Source organism: Tepidimonas thermarum, assembly GCF_007556705.1.
GTDB lineage: Bacteria > Pseudomonadota > Gammaproteobacteria > Burkholderiales > Burkholderiaceae_C > Tepidimonas > Tepidimonas thermarum.
On the sequence record NZ_VJOL01000014.1, the window covers coordinates 22,170 to 41,471 of the forward strand.

16 protein-coding genes are annotated in these 19,302 nt (G+C 69.0%); 14 read left to right on the top strand and 2 right to left on the bottom strand.

Going from position 1 to position 19,302, the window contains the following annotated elements; genetic code table 11:
• The first annotated feature begins 39 nt into the window (after positions 1-39).
• From Tther_RS05195 to Tther_RS05230, 8 genes are all read left to right on the top strand, one after another.
• On the top strand, positions 40-987 hold the full coding sequence (locus Tther_RS05195) for a helix-turn-helix transcriptional regulator (protein ID WP_425472802.1): 948 nt from the start codon (positions 40-42) through the stop codon (positions 985-987).
• Between the two features lie 166 nt (positions 988-1,153).
• Positions 1,154-2,824: a 2,3-epoxybenzoyl-CoA dihydrolase gene (boxC, locus tag Tther_RS05200; RefSeq protein ID WP_143901600.1), complete on the top strand. Its 1,671-nt coding sequence runs from the start codon at positions 1,154-1,156 to the stop codon at positions 2,822-2,824.
• Between the two features lie 90 nt (positions 2,825-2,914).
• A complete protein-coding gene (boxB, locus tag Tther_RS05205; RefSeq protein WP_143901602.1) occupies positions 2,915-4,342 on the top strand; it encodes a benzoyl-CoA 2,3-epoxidase subunit BoxB in 1,428 nt (475 codons plus the stop codon).
• Between the two features lies 1 nt (position 4,343).
• On the top strand, positions 4,344-5,630 hold the full coding sequence (boxA, locus tag Tther_RS05210) for a benzoyl-CoA 2,3-epoxidase subunit BoxA (protein WP_143901604.1): 1,287 nt from the start codon (positions 4,344-4,346) through the stop codon (positions 5,628-5,630).
• Positions 5,631-5,811: 181 nt separating this feature from the next.
• The gene (locus Tther_RS05215; protein ID WP_143901641.1) at positions 5,812-6,363 is read left to right on the top strand and encodes a DUF3305 domain-containing protein; all 552 of its coding nucleotides are present in this window, start codon (positions 5,812-5,814) and stop codon (positions 6,361-6,363) included.
• Positions 6,364-6,368: 5 nt separating this feature from the next.
• Positions 6,369-7,094 carry a DUF3306 domain-containing protein gene (locus Tther_RS05220; RefSeq protein ID WP_143901606.1) on the top strand — a complete coding sequence of 242 codons (726 nt, stop codon included), beginning with the start codon at positions 6,369-6,371 and terminating at the stop codon, positions 7,092-7,094.
• A gap of 29 nt (positions 7,095-7,123) precedes the next feature.
• The gene (locus Tther_RS05225) at positions 7,124-9,193 is read left to right on the top strand and encodes a 4Fe-4S dicluster domain-containing protein (protein ID WP_143901643.1); all 2,070 of its coding nucleotides are present in this window, start codon (positions 7,124-7,126) and stop codon (positions 9,191-9,193) included.
• A gap of 13 nt (positions 9,194-9,206) precedes the next feature.
• A complete protein-coding gene (locus Tther_RS05230) occupies positions 9,207-9,839 on the top strand; it encodes a TorD/DmsD family molecular chaperone (RefSeq protein WP_143901607.1) in 633 nt (210 codons plus the stop codon).
• 7 nt (positions 9,840-9,846) lie between these two features.
• Here the strand turns inward: Tther_RS05230 and Tther_RS05235 are convergent, their stop codons facing one another.
• The gene (locus tag Tther_RS05235) at positions 9,847-11,856 is read right to left on the bottom strand and encodes a sensor histidine kinase (RefSeq protein WP_246098924.1); all 2,010 of its coding nucleotides are present in this window, start codon (positions 11,854-11,856) and stop codon (positions 9,847-9,849) included.
• A gap of 38 nt (positions 11,857-11,894) precedes the next feature.
• On the bottom strand, positions 11,895-13,280 hold the full coding sequence (locus tag Tther_RS05240) for a sigma-54-dependent transcriptional regulator (RefSeq protein ID WP_143901611.1): 1,386 nt from the start codon (positions 13,278-13,280) through the stop codon (positions 11,895-11,897).
• 401 nt (positions 13,281-13,681) lie between these two features.
• On the opposite strand from Tther_RS05240, the gene Tther_RS05245 reads away from it, so the two are divergent.
• From Tther_RS05245 to Tther_RS05270, 6 genes are read left to right on the top strand one after another with little or no spacing between them, the layout of a single operon-like run.
• Positions 13,682-13,909 (top strand): formate dehydrogenase, encoded by a 228-nt coding sequence (locus Tther_RS05245; protein WP_246098925.1) that lies wholly within the window; start codon positions 13,682-13,684, stop codon positions 13,907-13,909.
• 11 nt (positions 13,910-13,920) lie between these two features.
• The gene (locus Tther_RS05250; RefSeq protein ID WP_143901613.1) at positions 13,921-16,896 is read left to right on the top strand and encodes a molybdopterin-dependent oxidoreductase; all 2,976 of its coding nucleotides are present in this window, start codon (positions 13,921-13,923) and stop codon (positions 16,894-16,896) included.
• Positions 16,897-16,906: 10 nt separating this feature from the next.
• The gene (gene fdh3B, locus Tther_RS05255; protein ID WP_143901615.1) at positions 16,907-17,509 is read left to right on the top strand and encodes a formate dehydrogenase FDH3 subunit beta; all 603 of its coding nucleotides are present in this window, start codon (positions 16,907-16,909) and stop codon (positions 17,507-17,509) included.
• 2 nt (positions 17,510-17,511) lie between these two features.
• On the top strand, positions 17,512-17,763 hold the full coding sequence (locus tag Tther_RS05260) for a hypothetical protein (protein WP_143901617.1): 252 nt from the start codon (positions 17,512-17,514) through the stop codon (positions 17,761-17,763).
• 13 nt (positions 17,764-17,776) lie between these two features.
• The gene (locus Tther_RS05265; RefSeq protein WP_143901619.1) at positions 17,777-18,937 is read left to right on the top strand and encodes a formate dehydrogenase subunit gamma; all 1,161 of its coding nucleotides are present in this window, start codon (positions 17,777-17,779) and stop codon (positions 18,935-18,937) included.
• A 19-nt stretch (positions 18,938-18,956) separates the two neighbouring features.
• Positions 18,957-19,301 carry a hypothetical protein gene (locus tag Tther_RS05270; RefSeq protein WP_246098926.1) on the top strand — a complete coding sequence of 115 codons (345 nt, stop codon included), beginning with the start codon at positions 18,957-18,959 and terminating at the stop codon, positions 19,299-19,301.
• Position 19,302: the final 1 nt, after the last annotated feature.

A 19,302-nucleotide genomic window follows, 5' to 3' on the forward strand; every position in this document is an offset into this window, starting at 1 on the left:
GGGGGTGCGCCGCCCGCCGATGTGCGTCCCGACCCCGTGCTGCAGCTGACGCTGCCCGTGCGCACCGAGCCCGAGCCCGACCCCGCGGGCGGCGAGCCGCGCGTGCCTTTTTTGGTCGCCCTGGGGGAGCGGGTGCGCCTGTTGCGCTCGCGCCGCGGTATGACGCGCAAGGCCGTCGCCCTGGCGGCCGACGTGTCCGAGCGGCACCTGGCCAACCTGGAGTACGGCGCGGGCAATGCCTCCATCCTGGTGCTGGTGCAGGTGGCGCGCGCCTTGCAGTGCCCGCTGGCCGAGCTGTTGGGGGATGTGAGCACGTCGTCGCCCGAATGGCTGTTGATACGCGAGCTGCTGCAGGGGCGCGACGAAGCGGAGCTGCGGCGTGCGCGGCTCAAGCTCGGCGAGTTGTTTGGCGCCGGCGGCGGGGTGGACCGCGTGGGCCGGCAGGGGCGCATCGCCCTCATCGGGCTGCGCGGCGCGGGCAAATCCACGTTGGGGCGGCGCCTGGCGGATGCGCTGGGCTACCCGTTCGTGGAGCTCAGCCGCGAAATCGAGCAGTTCGCCGGCTGCAGCATCAGCGAGATCCACGCGCTCTACGGCGCGGTGGCGTATCGCCGTTACGAGCGTCGCGCGCTCGAGGAGGCGATCCAGATCTACCCCGAGGTGGTCATTGCCACGCCGGGTGGCTTGGTGTCGGACCCCACCAACTTCAACCTGCTGTTGCAGCACTGCACGACGGTGTGGCTCAAGGCCGATCCCGCGGACCACATGCGGCGCGTGGCGGCGCAGGGGGATTTGCGGCCCATGGCGGCCAGCGCCGAGGCGATGGAGGACCTCAAGCGCATTCTGGCGGGGCGCTCGGCCTTTTACGCCAAGGCGGATTTGACGATCGACACCAGCGCCCAGCCGCTGGAGGAGACCTTTGAGCGGCTGCGGCGCGAGGTTCTGAACTGGCTGCACGGCCAGGCCGACAGGGTGCCGGCGAACTAAGGGTTTTCACGGGGTTGCGTGCGGGCTGGCAGGGCTTGCTGCGTCCGCAAAAGTGCACTATGATGCACATCAAGGATGAACGATAGTTCATTGCAGGCGCCGATGACCTGCCCAACTGCCCGTGCATCCGAGCGCCCCACCCGTTGATTGCCCACCCGAGTCCGCCATGACGCTCAATCCGAACACCGATCCGGTCGTCGATTACCAGACCGACCCCAGCCACTACCGCCACGTGCGGTTGCAGGTGGATGGCCCCATCGCCACCCTTGCGCTCGACATCGACGAGGACGGCGGGTTGCGGCCAGGCTACAAGCTCAAGCTCAACAGTTACGACCTGGGTGTCGACATCGAGCTGCACGATGCGCTCAACCGCATCCGCTTCGAGCATCCGCAGGTGCGCACCGTCGTGGTCACCAGCCTGAAGGACCGGGTGTTTTGCTCCGGCGCCAACATCTTCATGCTGGGGCTGTCCAGCCACGCGTGGAAGGTGAACTTTTGCAAATTCACCAACGAAACGCGCAACGGCATGGAAGACTCCAGCCGCCACGAGGGGCTGAAGTTTTTGGCCGCGCTCAACGGCGCGTGCGCTGGCGGCGGCTACGAGCTGGCCCTGGCCTGCGACGACATCGTGCTGGTGGACGACCGTTCCAGCGCGGTGAGCCTGCCCGAAGTGCCGCTGCTGGGCGTGCTGCCCGGCACCGGCGGCCTGACGCGCGTGACCGACAAGCGCAAGGTGCGGCACGACCTGGCCGACATGTTTTGCACCAGCGTCGAGGGTGTGCGCGGCCAGCGCGCGCTCGACTGGCGGCTGGTGGACGCGCTGGCCAAGCCGGCGCAGTTTGCGCAGGTGGTGCGCGAGCGTGCCGAGCGCCTGGCGGCCAGCAGCGACCGCCCGGCGCAGGCGCGTGGCGTGCCCCTGCCGCCGCTGCAGCGCACCTTCTCGGACGACGGCGTGACGTACCGCCATGTGCAGGTGTCCCTGGACCGCGCGCGCCGCATCGCCACGCTGACGGTGCGCGCCCCGTCCGAGCCGCAGCCCACCGATCTTGCCGGCATCGAGGCCGCGGGGGCCGCGTGGTGGCCGCTTGAAATGGGGCGCGAGCTGGACGACGCCATCTTGCACCTGCGCACCAACGAGCCGGCCCTGGGCACCTGGGTGCTGCGCACCGAGGGCGACGCCGCCGCGGTGCTGGTCTGCGACGAAGCGCTGCAGGCCCACGCGCAGCATTGGTTCGTGCGCGCCACCACGGGTCTGTTGCGGCGCACACTGGCACGGCTGGATGTGTCCTCGCGCAGCCTGATCGCGCTCATCGAGCCGGGGTCGTGCTTTGCCGGCACCTTGGCGGAGCTGGCGCTGGCGGCCGATCGCAGCTACATGCTCGTGCTGCCCGATGAGCCGCAGCGCGCGCCGCGGTTGACGCTGCACGCGGCCAATTTTGGCCGCTACCCCATGGTCAGCGACCAAAGCCGCTTGCAGCGGCGCTTCTACGACGAGGCCGAGCCCCTGGCGGCCGCGCAGGCTGCGATCGGTCGTGCGCTCGACGGCGATGAGGCTGCGGCCCTGGGCCTGATCACGGCGGCGCTGGATGACATCGACTGGGGCGACGAGATTCGCCTGGTGCTGGAGGAACGCGCCGCGATGTCGCCCGATGCGCTCACCGGCCTGGAGGCCAACCTGCGCTTTGGCGGGCGCGAAACCATGGTCACGCGCATCTTTGGTCGCCTGTCGGCGTGGCAGAACTGGATCTTCCAGCGCCCCAACGCCGTGGGTGAGCACGGCGCGCTCAAGGTCTATGGCAAGGGGGACAAGGCGCAGTTCGATTGGCGCCGCGTCTGACCTGGCCACGTGCGTTGTGCGGTGGGTTTCCCGGTGGAGCCCGCCGCAACCGAATGATCGTCCACCGCATCTGTCCCGCAGGAGCCCACCATGTCCGCGATCAACTACAGCGAAAAAATCCCCAACAACGTCAACCTCGACGAAGACCGCACGCTGCGCCGCGCGCTCGAGCACTGGCAGCCCAACTACCTGCAGTGGTGGCAGGATATGGGCCCGGAAGGGTCGCACGACTACGAGGTCTATCTGCGCACGGCGGTCAGCGTCGATCCGCAGGGCTGGGCGCAGTTTGGCTACGTGCGCATGCCCGACTACCGTTGGGGCATCTTTCTCAACCCGCCGGAGCCGGGGCGCAAAATCCATTTCGGCGACCACCTGGGCGAAGACGCGTGGCAAGAGGTGCCCGGCGAGCACCGCGCCAACCTGCGCCGCATCATCGTCACGCAGGGTGACACCGAGCCGGCGTCGGTGGAGCAGCAGCGCCACCTGGGGCTGACCTGCCCCAGCCAGTACGACCTGCGCAACCTGTTCCAGGTCAACGTGGAAGAAGGCCGCCACCTGTGGGCGATGGTGTACCTGCTGCACAAATACTTCGGCCGCGACGGCCGTGAGGAAGCCGAGGCGCTGCTGGAGCGCCGCTCGGGCGACCAGGACAACCCGCGCATCCTGGGCGCCTTCAACGAGAAGACGCCCGACTGGTTGAGCTTTTACATGTTCACTTACTTCACCGACCGCGACGGCAAGTTCCAGCTGTGCGCACTGGCGGAAAGCGGCTTCGACCCGCTGGCGCGCACCACCAAGTTCATGCTCACCGAGGAAGCGCACCACATGTTCGTCGGCGAGTCGGGCGTGGGCCGCGTCATCCAGCGCACCTGCGAGGTGATGAACCAGCTCAAGACCGACGATCCCGACAAGGTGCGCGCCGCCGGCGTGATCGACCTGCCCACGATCCAGCGCTACCTCAACTTCCACTTCAGTGTCACGATCGACCTCTTTGGCGCCGATCAGTCGAGCAACGCCGCCACCTTCTACAGCTCGGGCCTCAAGGGCCGCTTCGAGGAAGGCAAGCGCACCGACGACCACCGGCTCAAAAACGACACCTACCGCGTGCTCGACGTGGTCGATGGCCGCCTGGTGGAAAAAGACGTGCCGATGCTCAACGCGCTCAACGAGGTGCTGCGCGACGACTACATCCGCGACTCGGTGGGCGGTGTCGAGCGCTGGAACCGCATCATCGAAAAGGCGGGTATCCCCTTCCGTCTGACGGTACCGCACAAGGCCTTCCACCGCCGCATCGGCACGCTCGCTGGCATCAAGGTCAGCCCCGACGGGCGCGTGGTCAGCGAGGCCGAGTGGAACGAGCGCGTGCGCGAGTGGCTGCCGACCGACGAAGACCGCGCCTTTGTCGCCAGCCTCATGGGTCGCGTCGTCGAGCCGGGCAAGTTCGCCAACTGGATCGCGCCGCCGGTCATGGGCATCAACCGCCAGCCGGTCAACTTCGAGTACGTGCGCTTCAACTGACATGGACGCGCCCGCCACCGTCGTGCAGCAGCACCTGATCGACCCCGAGATCTGCATCCGCTGCAACACCTGCGAAGCCACCTGCCCCATCGGCGCGATCACGCACGACAGCCGCAACTACGTGGTCGATGCCGACAAATGCAACGCCTGCATGGCGTGCGTGCCGCCGTGCCCGACCGGGGCCATCGACAACTGGCGCGTCGTGCCGCGCGCGCGGGTCTACACGCTGGATGAGCAGTTCGGCTGGGACGAGCTGCCACCGCCGCTGAGCGACGAGGCCCTGTCCGCGCTGGGCGCGGACGCGGGTGTGACCGCACCGGCGGCGACCACTGCGCAGGCATCGGTTGCCTCCACGGCGGTCGAGCCCGAACCGGCGGTGCTGACCGCGGCGACGGTGGGGGCCACGGTGCCGCCCTGGTCGGCGGCCCACCCGTACCTCAACCTGTACGGGCCGCGCGCGCCGCGCAAGTCAGTGCGCGCCACCTGCGTGGGTAACCTGCGCGTGACCGAGGTCGGTTCGGACTACGACACCCACCACATCGTGCTGGATTTTGGCGACATACCCTTTCCGGTGCTGGAAGGCCAGTCGATCGGCATCATCCCGCCGGGCACCGATGCGCAGGGTCGCCCGCACCACCCGCGCCAGTACTCGGTGGCCAGCCCCCGCAACGGCGAGCGGCCGGGCCACAACAACCTGTCGCTGACGGTCAAGCGGGTGCTCGCGGACCACCAGGGCCGACCGGTGCGGGGGGTAGCCTCCAATTACCTGTGCGACCTTCAGGTGGGCGATACGGTGGAGGTGATCGGGCCGTTTGGCAGCAGCTTTTTGATGCCCAACCACCCGCGCAGCCACATCGTCATGATCTGCACCGGCACCGGCAGCGCGCCGATGCGCGCCATGACCGAGTGGCGCCGCCGACTGCGCGCCAGTGGCAAGTTCGAAAGCGGCAAGCTGCTGTTGTTCTTTGGCGCGCGCACGCCGCAGGAGCTGCCGTATTTCGGCCCCTTGCAAAAGCTGCCGCGCGATTTCATCGACATCCACTTCGCGTTCAGCCGGGTGCCCGGGCAGCCCAAGCGCTACGTGCAGGACGCGCTGCGCGACGCGGCCGCCGCACTCGTGCCGTTGCTGCAAGACCCCAACGCCTACTTTTACGTCTGCGGTCTGCGTGCCATGGAGGAGGGCGTGCTGCTGGCGCTGCGCGACATCGCCACCGGCGCCGGGCTGGATTGGCAGGCGCTGGTCGAGGACTGGCGCACCCACGGCCGGCTGCATCTGGAAACCTATTGACCTCGGCGGGTGCGGCGTACGCATCGCAAACCCCGCCCCCGGGTTGCGGTCATGGTCTGCGCCACCGCTTTGGTCGCCTGGGTTTTGCCGTACAGTAGGCGGCGTGCAAAACGTCGAACCCACGCCCCACGCACCGAGTGCGTTCAACGGTTCCCGGCCGAGCCTGGTGGCCGGGGTGGTCATGCGGCGCGAGCCGGTGGACGGGCCCATGGCGCGCTGGCAGCCGTGGCGCTGGGTGCTGGCCGACGTCGAGGTCTTGCGCGCGCCCGATGGCACGCAGCGCGCCGACTGGCCGGCGGAGCCGGGGGCGGCGCTGCCGCTGGAAGCCGCTGGGGCAAGCGTCGACCCGCGCGCGCGCCACTGGGGGTTTGGGGGCTTTGTCGTGACCCTGCATCCGGAGGACGCCGAAGGGCTCTACCTCAACATCACGTCACCACAGCCCTGCTTTTGGGTGATGTGGCGCGAGGCCGAAGACGGTGACGCCCTGCCGGCGCCGCAGATCGTGACCCTGAGCTACCACGACGCCGGGCGTTGGTTGGACGTGCAGGAGCGGGTGGACCAAGTGCCGGCGCCGGCCGACGTGGTGCAGTGGGTGGCGGACTTCGTGGCACAACACTACCGGCCGCAACCCAAGCGCCGGGCGCGGCCGGCGAGTTTTCAGCCCCTGACCGACCGCTTTGGCAACCCGGTGCGCATCAGCACCGGTGAGGCGCGCCGGCCACGGGAGGGATGAGCGCCATGGCGGACGACGGGTTTCTGAGCCGCTGGTCGCGGCGCAAAGCCCTGGCACGCAGCGGCGCTGCGCTGCCGCCCGAACCCCCGCTGCCCAGCGCCCACGATCGGCAGCCGTTGGCGCCGTCCGCGGCGGCGGAGCCTGCGGACGCGCCGCCATCGGACGGTCGCCCGGCAGCGGTGCGCACCGCGGCAGACAGCGCCGCAGCAGGGGGCGGCAACGGCGCGCCTGGCGCGACACCGCCGCCACCGCCCGCCGAACCGGTGCCACCGCCCGCGCCGACGCTCGAGGACGTGCAGCGGCTCACGCCGGAGGCGGACTTTCGCCCCTTCGTGCGGCCCGAGGTGGCGCCCGAGGTGCGCAATGCGGCGCTGCGCAAGCTGTTCGCCGACCCGCACTTCAACCAGATGGACGGGCTGGACGTCTACATCGACGACTACAGCCGTCCCGATCCCCTGCCGCTGACCATGGCGCGCCAGATGGTGGCGGCGCAGTTCGTCCGTTTGTTCGACACCCCGGATGGCGCCACCGCCCCGGCGCCTGCTGAGCACGTCCCCCCTGCGACAGAGGCCGGGGCCGCGCCAGCAGTGCCAGCGGCCGCCGAGGGGGCCGACGCTGCAGCCACCCCGGCGGCAAGCGCCGCAGGAGGGCGCGATCCATCCGCCGCACCCCCCGTCGAAGACGCACCCGCCAGCGTCGGCCCGACCGTACCCCCGCAGCCCACGACATGACGACCCTGATTTGCAACTGCAACCGCACCATGCCCCTGGATGGGGTGGCACTCGGCCGCGTGCTGGGAGAAACGCTGGCCGTGCACACCACGCTGTGCCGGCGCGAGGCCGCCGCCTTCCAGCGCGCGGCGCGCGACGCGGGCGATCTGGTGGTCGCCTGCACGCAGGAGCAGCGCTTGTTTACCGAGCTGGCCGAGGCCACCGAGGGCGTGCCCCCGTTGGCCGAGCGGCCGATACGCTTTGTCAACATCCGCGAAACCGGCGGCTGGTCGCGTGAGGCGGCGCATGCCACGCCCAAGATGGCCGCGCTGCTGGCCGCCGCGCGGTTGCCCGACCCGGATCCGGTGCCCAGCGTGCGCTACGACAGTGCCGGCCGCTTGCTCATCATCGGTCCGCTGGACCAGGCCGAAGCGCTGGCCGACCGTCTGGCGGACGTCTGGGCGGTGTCCATCCTGGCCACGGGCGGGGCGGGTCGACAGGCGCGTCGCTACCCGGTGTTGGCGGGCCGCATCGTCGGGCTGACGGGGTGGCTGGGGGCGTTTGCGCTGCGCTGGCGCGACGACAACCCGATCGCGCTCGACCTGTGCACCCGCTGCAACGCGTGTGTGGCGGCGTGTCCGGAGGGGGCCATCGGCCTGGACTACCAGGTCAACCTGGGTGCCTGCCGCGGCCACCGCGACTGCGTGCGCGTGTGCGAGGCGCCCGGCGCCATCGATTTTGCGCGCAGCGCCGAGGAGCAGCAGGCCACCTTTGACGCCGTGCTCGACCTGCGACCCGCCCCGGCCTTTACCCAACATGCGCTGCCACAGGGTTATGTCCACCTGCCACCGACACTGGAGGCCGAGCAGCGCCTGGCGCGCCTGTGGCCGCTGCGCGATCTGGTGGGCACCTTCGAGAAGCCCAAGTTTTTCCAATACCAACAGCGCCTGTGCGCCCATGGCCGCAACGAACAGGTCGGTTGCCAAGCCTGCATCGAGGTGTGCTCGGCCAGCGCGGTGCGCAGTGACATCGAGCGCAACCGCATCGTCGTCGAGCCGCACCTGTGCGTGGGCTGCGGCGCCTGCACCACGGTCTGTCCCACGGGCGCGCTCACCTATGCCTACCCCACCGCGGCGCACCAGGGGCGCGCGATCAAGACGCTGCTGTCCACCTACCGCGCCGCCGGTGGCCGCGACGCGGTGTGGTTGCTGCACAGCCAGGGCGCCGGTCAGCGCGTCATCGAGGATTGGGGGCGTGCAGCGCGCCTGGATGCGGACATCCAAGGCGTGCCGGCGCGCGTCATCCCCTGGCCGCTGTGGCACACCGCCAGCACCGGCCTGGAGCTGTGGCTGTCGGCCATCGCCTACGGCGCCAGCCAGGTGTGGGTGTTGATGACCGATGAGGAGGCCCCGGCCTACCGCGACGCGCTGCAGCAGCAAATGGCGGTGGCCGAGGCCATCCTGCAAGGGCTGGGCTACCGCGGTGAGCACTTCCGGCTGTTGCCGCTGCGCGATGCGCGCGACCTGGCCGCGTTGGACGCAGCCGCGCGTGGCGCACCGGCCCAGGGTGTGGCCACGCCCGCCACCTTTGGCGTGCAGGCCGACAAGCGCGCGACGCTGGAGTTGGCGCTGGAGCACCTGATGGCCCATGCCCCTGCCCCACAAGGCGCGGAGATTGCGCTGCCGGCGGTCGGATCGCCGCTGGGCACCGTGCGGCTGGACACCGAGGCCTGCACGCTGTGCATGAGCTGCGTCGGCGCCTGCCCGGCCGGGGCGCTGCAGGACAACCCGCAGGCGCCGCAGCTGCGCTTCATCGAGAAGAACTGCGTGCAGTGCGGCTTGTGCGTCAAAACCTGCCCGGAAGATGCTTTGCAGTTGCAGCCGCGCCTGTGGCTCGAGCCGCAGCGCCGCCAGCCGCGCGTGCTGCACGAGCAACCGCCGTTCCAGTGCATCCGCTGCGGCAAGCCGTTTGGCACGCTCAAGGGCGTGGAAACGATGCTGGCGCGGCTCAGCGGTCACCCGATGTTTCAGGGCGCGGCCGCCGAGCGCCTGAAGATGTGCGGCGACTGCCGCGTCATCGACATCCACACCAGCCGCGAAGTCAAGATCACCGACCTCTGATCCGACCACCGCCATGACCGAAACCCCGATTGCCGGCGCCTCCATTCCGGTGCGCCAGCCGCTCGACGAAGAAACCGCGCGTGCCGAGATCTATGGCGTGCTGGCCACGCTGTGGTACGCCCCACCCGATGCCGAGTGGTTGGCGCGCTTGCGCGCCGCGGTGACCGAGGCGCCCGCGGCCGGCGCTTTCCTGGAGGAGCCCTGGCGCGGCGTCGTGGCGGCCGCACGTGCGCTGTCGGCGGCACAGATCCGCGACGAGTACGAACAGCTTTTCATCGGCGTCGGGCGCCCCGAAGTGCACCTGTACGGCTCGCACTACCTCAGCGGCTTTCTGAACGACAAGCCGCTGGCGGCCCTGCGCAGCGATTTGGCCGCCCTGGGCTTGGCGCGCCGCGAGGACATGGCCGAGACCGAAGACCACATCGCCTATCTGTGCGAGGTGATGCGCTACCTGATTGCCGGCGACGACGTGGCGGTGTGCAACCTGACGCGCCAGCAGGCGTTTTTTGCTGCGCACCTGCAGCCCTGGGTGGGTGCCCTGTGCGACGCGATCGAGGCGCATCCGGCCGCGCGGTTTTACGCCGCGCTGGCGGGGTTTGCGCGTGCCTTTTTCCAGGTCGAGGCGCAGGCCTTCGACATGCTGTGAAGGCGCCTTAGCCCCCCGCCGTTGGCGCCGGTGGGGGTGGGGCCACCGATGGGGCGGGGGCAGCGGCGGGCTCCCGCGGCTCGGTGTAGAGCCGCACGCGAAACACCGCCCCCGCTCCGTCGGCGCGGTTGCCGGCCTCCAGCCGGCCGCCGTAGCGCTCCACCAGGCCCTGGCTGATCCACAGCCCCAGGCCGGTGCCGTCGGTCTTGGTGGTGAAAAAGGGCGTGAACAGCCGTTCCAGGACGGGCGCGGGCAAGCCCGGCCCTTCGTCGCGCACCTCCAGCCACGCACCCACCACGGCGCCGTCCTCCTCCCAGTCGCCCGTGGCCAGGGTTAGCGTGCCGCCGTCGGGCGAGGCCTGGATGCCGTTGACCAGCAGGTTGATGATCACCTGCTGCAGCTCCTGCCGGTTGCACGCCACCAGGGTGTGCGCCTGGTCGTCGCGCTGCACGCTCAGCCGGCGCTGCTGCAGCAGGTGCGCCACCAGCACCAGGCAGTCTTGCACCGCTTGGCCCAAGGACAGCGGCTCCACATAGCCGGCAAATTCCGTCGGGCGCGCATGCTGCAACAGCTGGGTCACGATCAGGCGCATGCGCTCGATCTGCGCGTCGATGAGCTGCAGCTCCGCCTGCACGGGCGCCGCGGCCGGGCCCAGGGCGTCGCGGATCAGGTCCAAATTGCCCTGGATGACCGCGATCGGGTTGTTGATTTCGTGCGCGACGCTGGCCGTGAGCTGGCCGATGGCAGCGAGCTTTTCGGACTTGATGAGCTGTTGCTGCGCCAGCCGCAGCGAGGCGTGGCTTTCCTCGAGCTCGCGCGTGCGCTCGGCGACGCGCCGATCCAGCGTCTCGCCCCAGGCGCGCAGTCGCGCGGTGTTGTCGGCGATCACGTCCAGCAAACGGTCCAGGTGCTGCGCGAGCGCGCCCAGTTCGTCGTGCGTGGCCACGGGCCCCACACGTGCGCTGGCGTCACCATCCTCGACGCGCTGCATGGTGGCGTTCATGCGCTCCACGGGCTGGATCAGGCTGCGCGCCCAGCGCAGGGACAACGCGGTCGTGACCGCCATCACCACGGCAAACAGCAGCGCCGTGCCCGCCAGCACGGCCTGCCGCACCCAGCGAAAGGGCGACTCCAGGAAACCCACGTACAGCATGCCGATGCGCCGGCCCTGGCTGTCGGTGAGCGGCTCGTAGGCGCTGACGTACCAGTCGTTGACGACGAAGGCCCGATCCAGCCAGGTGCGGCCCTCCTCCAGCACCGCGTCGCGCACCGCTTGTGACACGCGCGTGCCGATGGCGCGCTGCTCGCCAAACAGCCGCACGTTGGTGCTCACCCGCACGTCGTCGAGAAACACCGTCGTCGTGCCCTGGCTGCCAAAGGGCAGCGAGCCCTCCGGGTAGACGATGCGGTTGATCGCGTCGATCAAATCCAGGTTGTGGTTGAGCAACAGGCCCCCGTGCAGCACCAGGCCCGGTACCGGCGCATCGGCCGACAGGGCCACGCTGGCCACCATCATCAACGCGTCGTCGAGCCGCGCGCGCGTGGTGGGCGCGGCATTGCGCGTGGGCACGAGCGGAATGCCGGTGCGCTCCAGCAGGTGCGGCGCGTACTGGGCCAGGCGCTCGCGATCCCAGCGCTCCAGCCGCGCGCCGCTGTCAACGCTTTGGGGTACGCCCGCCTGCGGATCGTCGGCGCGGCGCAACACCAAAAAGTCCAGTCCCAGGCGCTGGCGCTCCGCCTCCAGCCAGCCCTGCAGCACCGCATCGTCGGCGCTGCCCGCGCCGCGCGTGTGCAACACACGGTACAGCGCGTGCGAGGCGGCGACGGCGCGCGTGCCGCCGCCCACTTCCTGCAGCACGCGCTCGAAGTAGCCGTGGGCCACGGCCAAGTCGGCGCGCACCTTGGTTTGCAGCAGGCGGTCGTAGGCAAAATCGGTCCACAGCGACAACGCCGCCAGCAGCAGTGGCAGGGCCAACAGGAGTGGCGCCAGCGCGATGGCGAGCAACTTGAACCGCACGGAGCGGTCCAGCCAGCGTCGCCACGGTAGGCCCCAAGTCATCGCCGTGTGTGGTCTTCGGCGGCCCATTCGGCCACACGGCGCTCCAGCGTGCGGCGCGACACGCCCAACAGCTGGGCGGCGCGCCCCTTGTCACCGCCCACCGACTCCAGCACGGCTTGGATGTGGCGCCGCTGCAGCGTCTCGAGGTCGAGCGGTGTGTCGGCCCCGGCGGCCCCCACCGTCGCGCCCATGGAGGGATACAACGCCGACACATTGACCTCGCCCAGGATCAGCGAGCGCTCGACCCAGTTGCGCAGCTCGCGCACGTTGCCGGGCCAGCGGTAGCGCTGCAGCAGTGCCATGGCCTCAGGCGCCACCTCGATCGGCGGCACGCCCAGCGCTGGGGCCAGGGTGTGGATGAAATGGTCCACCAGCGCCGGAATGTCTTCCGGACGCTCGCGCAGCGGGGGCAGCACCAGATCCACCACCCGCAGGCGAAAATACAGATCCTCGCGAAAGCGCCCGGCCGCGACTTCGTCGGCGAGCTGGCGGTGCGTCGCCGCCACGATGCGTACGTCCACCGGCACCGACTGTTGGCTGTCCACCGGGCGGATTTGCAGCTCCTCGATCACGCGCAGCAAGCTGGCCTGCACCGGTGGCGGCAAGTCGGCAACCTCGTCCAAAAACAGCGTGCCGCCCTGCGCGTACACGAACAGGCCGTCGCGCGCGCTGCCGTTGCCGCGTGCATGGCCAAAAAGCTCGTGCGCGATCGCCTCGGGCGAGAGCGCGCCGCAGTGCACCGCCACGAACGGGCCGTCCGCGCGTGGACTGCGTGCGTGCAACGCGCGCGCCACCAGCTCCTTGCCGGTGCCCGATTCGCCCTGCAACAGCACGGTGCTGGGCATGAGCGCGATGCGCTCGATGGCCGCGCGCACGCGCTGCGTCGCCACCGACGTGCCAATCAGCGGCGTGCCCAGCGAGCGCGAGGGCATGGCCCCGCGGCGCAGCACGAAGTTTTCGCGCCGCAGGCGGGCGCGCTCGTGGCACTGGCGGATCGCGTTGAGGATCTGCGGCACGCGAAACGGCTTGAGGATGAAGTCCGACGCCCCGGCGCGCAGGGCATCGATCGCCGTGTCCAGGGTGGCAAAGCCCGTGATGAGGATCACCTCGCCCGAAAAGCCCTGGCTGCGCAGCGTCTGCAGCCACTGCACCCCGCTTTGGCCGGGCAGGGCGATGTCCAGGATCACGAGGTCGAAGCGCTGGGTGCGCACCCACTCGGCGCCTTCTTCTGCGCTGGCGGCGGCGGCCACGAAGCGGCAACGCGGGGCCAGCACCTTGATCAGGAAGTTGCGCATGCCCGGCTCGTCGTCGACGACCAGGATGGCCCCGTGGGGCCAAGCGTCGGCATCGGCGCCAGCGCGCGCGGTGGTGGGGGCGTTCATAGACCTGTGATTGTATAAATCCGACCAAAATGGTTGGGTAATGTCGCCCATGCGACATACGTGTCGGCGTGCCGATCCTCTCCCATCGTGCGACAACTTGTCGCACCGGTGGTCAAGCTGGCGCAGCCCGTCGCCCTCGTGGCCGTCGTGTGGTACCACCGCCGGTGGCAGGCCATGGGCCACCTTACCTGTGTTGCGATGCAGCATATATCCATGCATCAGTGACGGGCGATGGAACAGGGTTTGCTTGCATCGTTTTCCTTGCAACCCGGGATCGCGGGCGCTGCGGTGCGCTCGGGCCGTGGCGCGTCGCGGTTGGGGGCCAACGCGCTGGCGGTGTGTGGCGATTCGCGCTAGTCTGTTCGCACGCGTGTGTTGTGCAGCCCTGTCAGGAGACAACCGTGGAGCCGAATTCGAAGCCGAACACAACCCTTGCATCGACAGCTCGCCGCCGTTGGTTTGGCGCGGTGGGGGCCGTGGGTGCGGCCGCTGCCGTGGCCAGTGTGGTGCCCGTGGCGCAACCGGGGCCGGTGGCGCAGGCGCAGCCGCAGCGTCCCAAGCCGCAGCGCGGCGGCGGCTACCACGCCTCGGCGCATGTCGAGCACTACTACCGCACCGCCCGCGTCTGAGGAGCCGCGCCATGTTGCTGACCAAGAAGTCGTCTCATACGTCGTCCCCCGCGCAAGGCGAACGCGCCGAGGGCGGGATGGTCCATCGGCTGCGCCACGGACTGGCGCGGGCGCTGCCCACCGTGGACCGGCGGGCGTTTTTGCGCCGCTCCGGCCTTGGTCTGGGTGTCGGGCTGGCCGCCACCCAGTTGACGCTGGTGCAGCGGGCTCAAGCGGCCGACAAGGGCGCTGCCGGCGCCGGCACCGGCAAGGTGGAAGTCAAGCGCACCGTGTGCACCCACTGCTCGGTCGGCTGCGCCATCGACGCCGTGGTCGAAAACGGCGTCTGGGTGCGGCAGGAGCCGGTGTTCGACTCGCCGATCAACCTCGGCGCGCACTGCGCCAAGGGCGCCTCGATCCGCGAGCACGGCCACGGCGAGTACCGCCTGCGCTACCCGATGAAGCTGGTCAACGGCAAGTACCAGCGCATCAGCTGGGACCAGGCGCTCGACGAGATCGCCGCGCGCATGAAGCAGCTGCGCGAGGAAAGCGGCCCGGACGCGGTGTACTTCGTGGGCTCTTCCAAGCACAGCAACGAGCAGGCCTACCTGCTGCGCAAGTTCGTCAGCTTCTGGGGCACCAACAACTGCGACCACCAGGCGCGCATTTGCCACTCGACCACCGTGGCCGGGGTGGCCAACACCTGGGGCTACGGCGCCATGACCAACTCGTACAACGACATGCAAAACAGCAAAGTGGCGTTGTACATCGGCTCCAACGCGGCCGAGGCGCACCCGGTGTCCATGCTGCACATGCTCCATGCCAAGGAGCTGGGCTGCAAGATGATCGTGGTCGATCCGCGCTTTACCCGCACGGCGGCCAAGGCCGACGAGTACGTGCGCATCCGCTCCGGCAGCGACATTCCGTTCCTGTTCGGGGTGCTCTACCACATCTTCAAGAACGGCTGGGAGGACAAGGCCTACATCCAGGCGCGCGTCTATGGCATGGACAAGGTGCGCGAGGAGGTGCTGTCCAAGTGGACGCCCGACAAGGTCGAGCAAGCCTGCGGTGTCAAGGAGGAGCAGGTCTTCAAAGTCGCCAAGATGATGCACGAGAACCGGCCCGGCACCATCGTGTGGTGCATGGGGCAGACGCAGCACACCATCGGCAATGCGATGGTGCGCGCCTCCTGCATCCTGCAGCTGGCGCTGGGCAATATCGGCGTCAGCGGCGGTGGCGCCAACATCTTCCGCGGCCACGACAACGTGCAAGGCGCCACCGACGTCGGTCCCAACCCCGACTCGCTGCCCGGCTATTACGGGCTGGCGGCCGGCTCGTGGAAGCACTTTGCCGCCGTCTGGGGTGTGGACTACGACTGGATCAAGTCGCGCTATGCCGAGGGCATGATGGAAAAGCCCGGCATCACGGTGTCGCGCTGGATCGACGGCGTGCTGGAGAAAAACGAGCTGATCGACCAGGGGCCCAACATCCGCGCCATGTTCTTCTGGGGCCATGCGCCCAACTCCCAGACCCGTGGCCTGGAGATGAAAAAGGCCATGGACAAACTGGACCTGCTGGTGGTCATCGACCCCTATCCGTCGGCCACGGCGGCGATGGCGGCCATGCCCGGCGATCCGGCCGACCTCAACCCCAACCGCGCGGTCTACCTGCTGCCCGCGGCCACGCAGTTCGAGACCAGCGGCTCGTGCACCGCGTCCAACCGCTCCATCCAGTGGCGCGAGAAGGTGATCGAGCCGCTGTGGGAAAGCCGCAGCGACCACATGATCATGTACCAGCTGGCGCAGCGGCTCGGCTTCGACAAGGAGCTGTGCAAGAACTACACGATGCAAAAGGTCAAGGGCATGGATGAACCGGTGCCCGAAGACATCCTGCGCGAGATCAACCGTGGCGTGTGGACCATCGGTTACACCGGCCAGAGCCCGGAGCGGCTGAAGGCCCACATGCGCCACATGCACGCCTTCGATGTCAAGACGCTCAAATGCAAGGGCAAGGTGGTCGACAAGGAAACCGGCTACGACCTCACCGGTGACTATTTCGGCCTGCCCTGGCCGTGCTACGGTACGCCCGAGCTCAAGCACCCCGGCTCCCCCAACCTGTACGACACCTCCCAACACGTCATGGAGGGCGGTGGCAACTTCCGCGCCAACTTTGGCGTCGAGCGCGATGGGGTCAGCCTGCTGGCCGAAGACGGCTCGCACTCCAAAGGCGCGGAAATCACCACCGGCTACCCGGAGTTCGACCACATCCTGCTCAAAAAACTGGGCTGGTGGGACGACCTGACCGAGGAAGAGAAAAAGCTGGCCGAGGGCAAGAACTGGAAGACCGACCTCTCCGGTGGCATCCAGCGCGTGGCCATGAAGCACGGCTGCCACCCGTTTGGCAACGCCAAGGCGCGCGCGGTGGTGTGGAACTTCCCGGACCCGATTCCCCAGCACCGTGAGCCGATCTATGGCAACCGGCCCGACCTCATCGCCCAATACCCCTCGCACGACGACCAGAAGACCCGCTGGCGGCTGCCCATTCTGTACAAGACGTTGCAGCAAAAGAACGTCGAGGACAAGCTGCACGAGAAATTCCCGCTGGTCATGACCTCTGGGCGGCTGGTGGAGTACGAAGGCGGTGGCGAGGAAACGCGCTCCAACCCCTGGCTGGCCGAGCTGCAGCAGGAGATGTTCGTGGAAATCCACCCGGCGGCCGCCGCGCAGCGGGGCATCCGCAACGGCGACCGCGTCTGGGTGACCACCCCGACCGGGGCGCGCATCAACGTGCAAGCGCTGGTGACGCCGCGCGTGGCCGAGGACCACGTGTTTTTGCCGTTCCACTTCTCGGGGCGCTGGCAGGGCAAGGACATGCAGGCCTACTACCCGGACGGCGCCCACCCGGTGGTGCGCGGCGAGGCCGTCAACACCGCCACCACCTACGGTTACGACATCGTGACCATGATGCAGGAAACCAAGACCACGATCTGCAACGTGGAACGCGCCTGAGGAGCAGACCATGGCCCGCATGAAATTCATCTGTGACGCCGAGCGCTGCATCGAGTGCAACGGCTGCGTGACCGCGTGCAAGAACGAACACGAGGTGCCCTGGGGCGTCAACCGGCGCCGTGTGGTCACCATCAACGACGGCGTGCCGGGCGAGAAATCCATTTCGGTGGCCTGCATGCACTGCTCGGACGCGCCGTGCATGGCGGTGTGCCCGGTGCAGTGTTTCTACCGCACCGAAGAGGGCGTGGTGTTGCACGACAAGGATGTGTGCATTGGCTGTGGCTACTGCAGCTACGCGTGCCCCTTTGGCGCGCCGCAGTTTCCGGGGCAGGGCACCTTTGGTGTGCGCGGCAAGATGGACAAGTGCACGTTCTGCGCCGGCGGACCGGAGGCCAACGGCAGCCAGGCCGAGTTCGAAAAATACGGCCGCAACCGCCTGGCCGAAGGCAAGCTGCCGGCCTGTGCCGAAATGTGCTCGACCAAGGCGCTGCTCGCCGGCGACGGCGACGTCGTGGCCGACATCTTCCGCACCCGGGTGTTGCAGCGTGGCAAAGGGGCCGAGGTCTGGGGCTGGGGCACGGCCTACGGGACGCAGGCCCAAGCAGGAGCGTGACCATGAAAACCCGATCGAGCATCGCCCTGGTGGCGGCCCTGGCGGCCACCGTGCTGCTGGCCGGCTGCGGCGAACGGCCCCAGACCGCCACCGGCATCCAATCGGACCAGCCGCCCTACACCGGTTCGGTCGGCTCGGCCTTCCGCGATGCGGGCTGGTCCGGCGGCGACAAAACGGCGTGGGCCCAGCACCTGCGCGCCCGCGCCCAGTACGGCCAGAACGAGTACAGCCGTCCCGTCAGCACGACGCAGTAACCGGGGGTACGCCATGAACGCTTTGCATCGCACTAGCGCGTCGAGCGGCCTGCGGGCGCTGCTGTTTGGCGCTGCGCTGATGGCGTCGGCGGCCCTGGCGCAGACGGCGCCGGCCACGCCGAGCGCACCCGCCAGCGCGCCCGAGGCGCGCACCCTGGTCGACGCCGCCAACCTGCCCGGCTATGCGCAGCAGACCAATGCCGAGCGCGCCCAGGTCCAGCCCGGCAACAATGCCCCCATGTGGCGCCAGGTGGGGCAGGGCGTGGAAGGGACGGTCAACTTCCCCTACCGGGAGTATGGGGTGCTGATCCAGCCCACGGTGCAATACCCCGGATCGGCGCTCACCAATGCGGGTGAGGCGTGGCGCCAGGTGCGCAACCGCTGGATCCTGCCCTACGGCGGCGCGTTGCTGGTGATCGTCGTGCTGGCCGTCGCCATCTTCTACTTCACCAACGGGCCGCTGACGTTGCACGGGGCGGAAACCGGGCGCAAGATCGAGCGCTTCACCGCCTTCGAGCGTGCGGCGCACTGGGCCAACGCGGCGGCGTTCGTGCTGCTGGCAATCTCGGGCATCGTGATGGCGTTTGGCCAGTTTTTTCTGCGCCCCATCATCGGCAACACGCTGTTTGGCTGGTTGGCGTATGGGCTCAAAAACGTGCACAACTTCGTCGGCCCGCTGTTTGCCGTGTCGTTGGTGATCGTCATCGTCACGTTCCTCAAGGACAACCTGCCGCGCAAAGAGGATTGGGTCTGGCTGCGCCGTTTTGGCGGCCTGCTCAGCGGGCACGAGGTGCCCTCGCACCGCTTCAACGCGGGGGAGAAGGTGGTCTTCTGGGGCGGCGTGTTTCTCCTGGGCCTCATCGTCGTCGGCTCGGGCCTGGTGCTCGACAAGGTGCTCCCCAACGTGGACTATGTGCGCGCCAACATGCAAATCGCGCACATGATCCACGCCACCGCCGCCATGTTCATGATGGCGATGTTCATCGGCCACATTTATATGGGTACCCTTGGCACCCAGGGGGCGTACGCTGCGATGAAGACCGGCTACGTGGACGAAACCTGGGCGCGCGAGCACCACGAGCTTTGGTACAACGACATCCAAGCCGGCAAGATCCCCGCCCAACGCAGCCAACCCGCTGCCGCGGCGCAGCCCACGGCGCGCGCGGGTGTCTGACCCCATAGGAGCTCCCACCATGCATCTGCCCCGTTGTCTGCTGATCCCGCTGGCCCTGGCCGCCACCGGTTGGGTGGGGCTGGCCCAGGCCAAGCTGCCCGCGCCGCCACTGAGCGACGAGCAAAAAGCGGCCGCCGAAGTCGCCAAGGCCAAGGCCGCGCACCAGGCCAAAGTCGATGCCTATTTGACCTGCAAGGCGGCCGAGCGCGCGGCGGCCAACTACTTCCGCAACCACCCGCAGGCCACCAAGCCCACCGATGCGCCGGCGTGCAACGACCCCGGACCGTTCGTGCCGCCCGCGGCTGGCGGCGCGCCGGCCAGCACGCCCGCGGCCACGGCACCGGCGCCGGCCAAGAAGTCGTGAC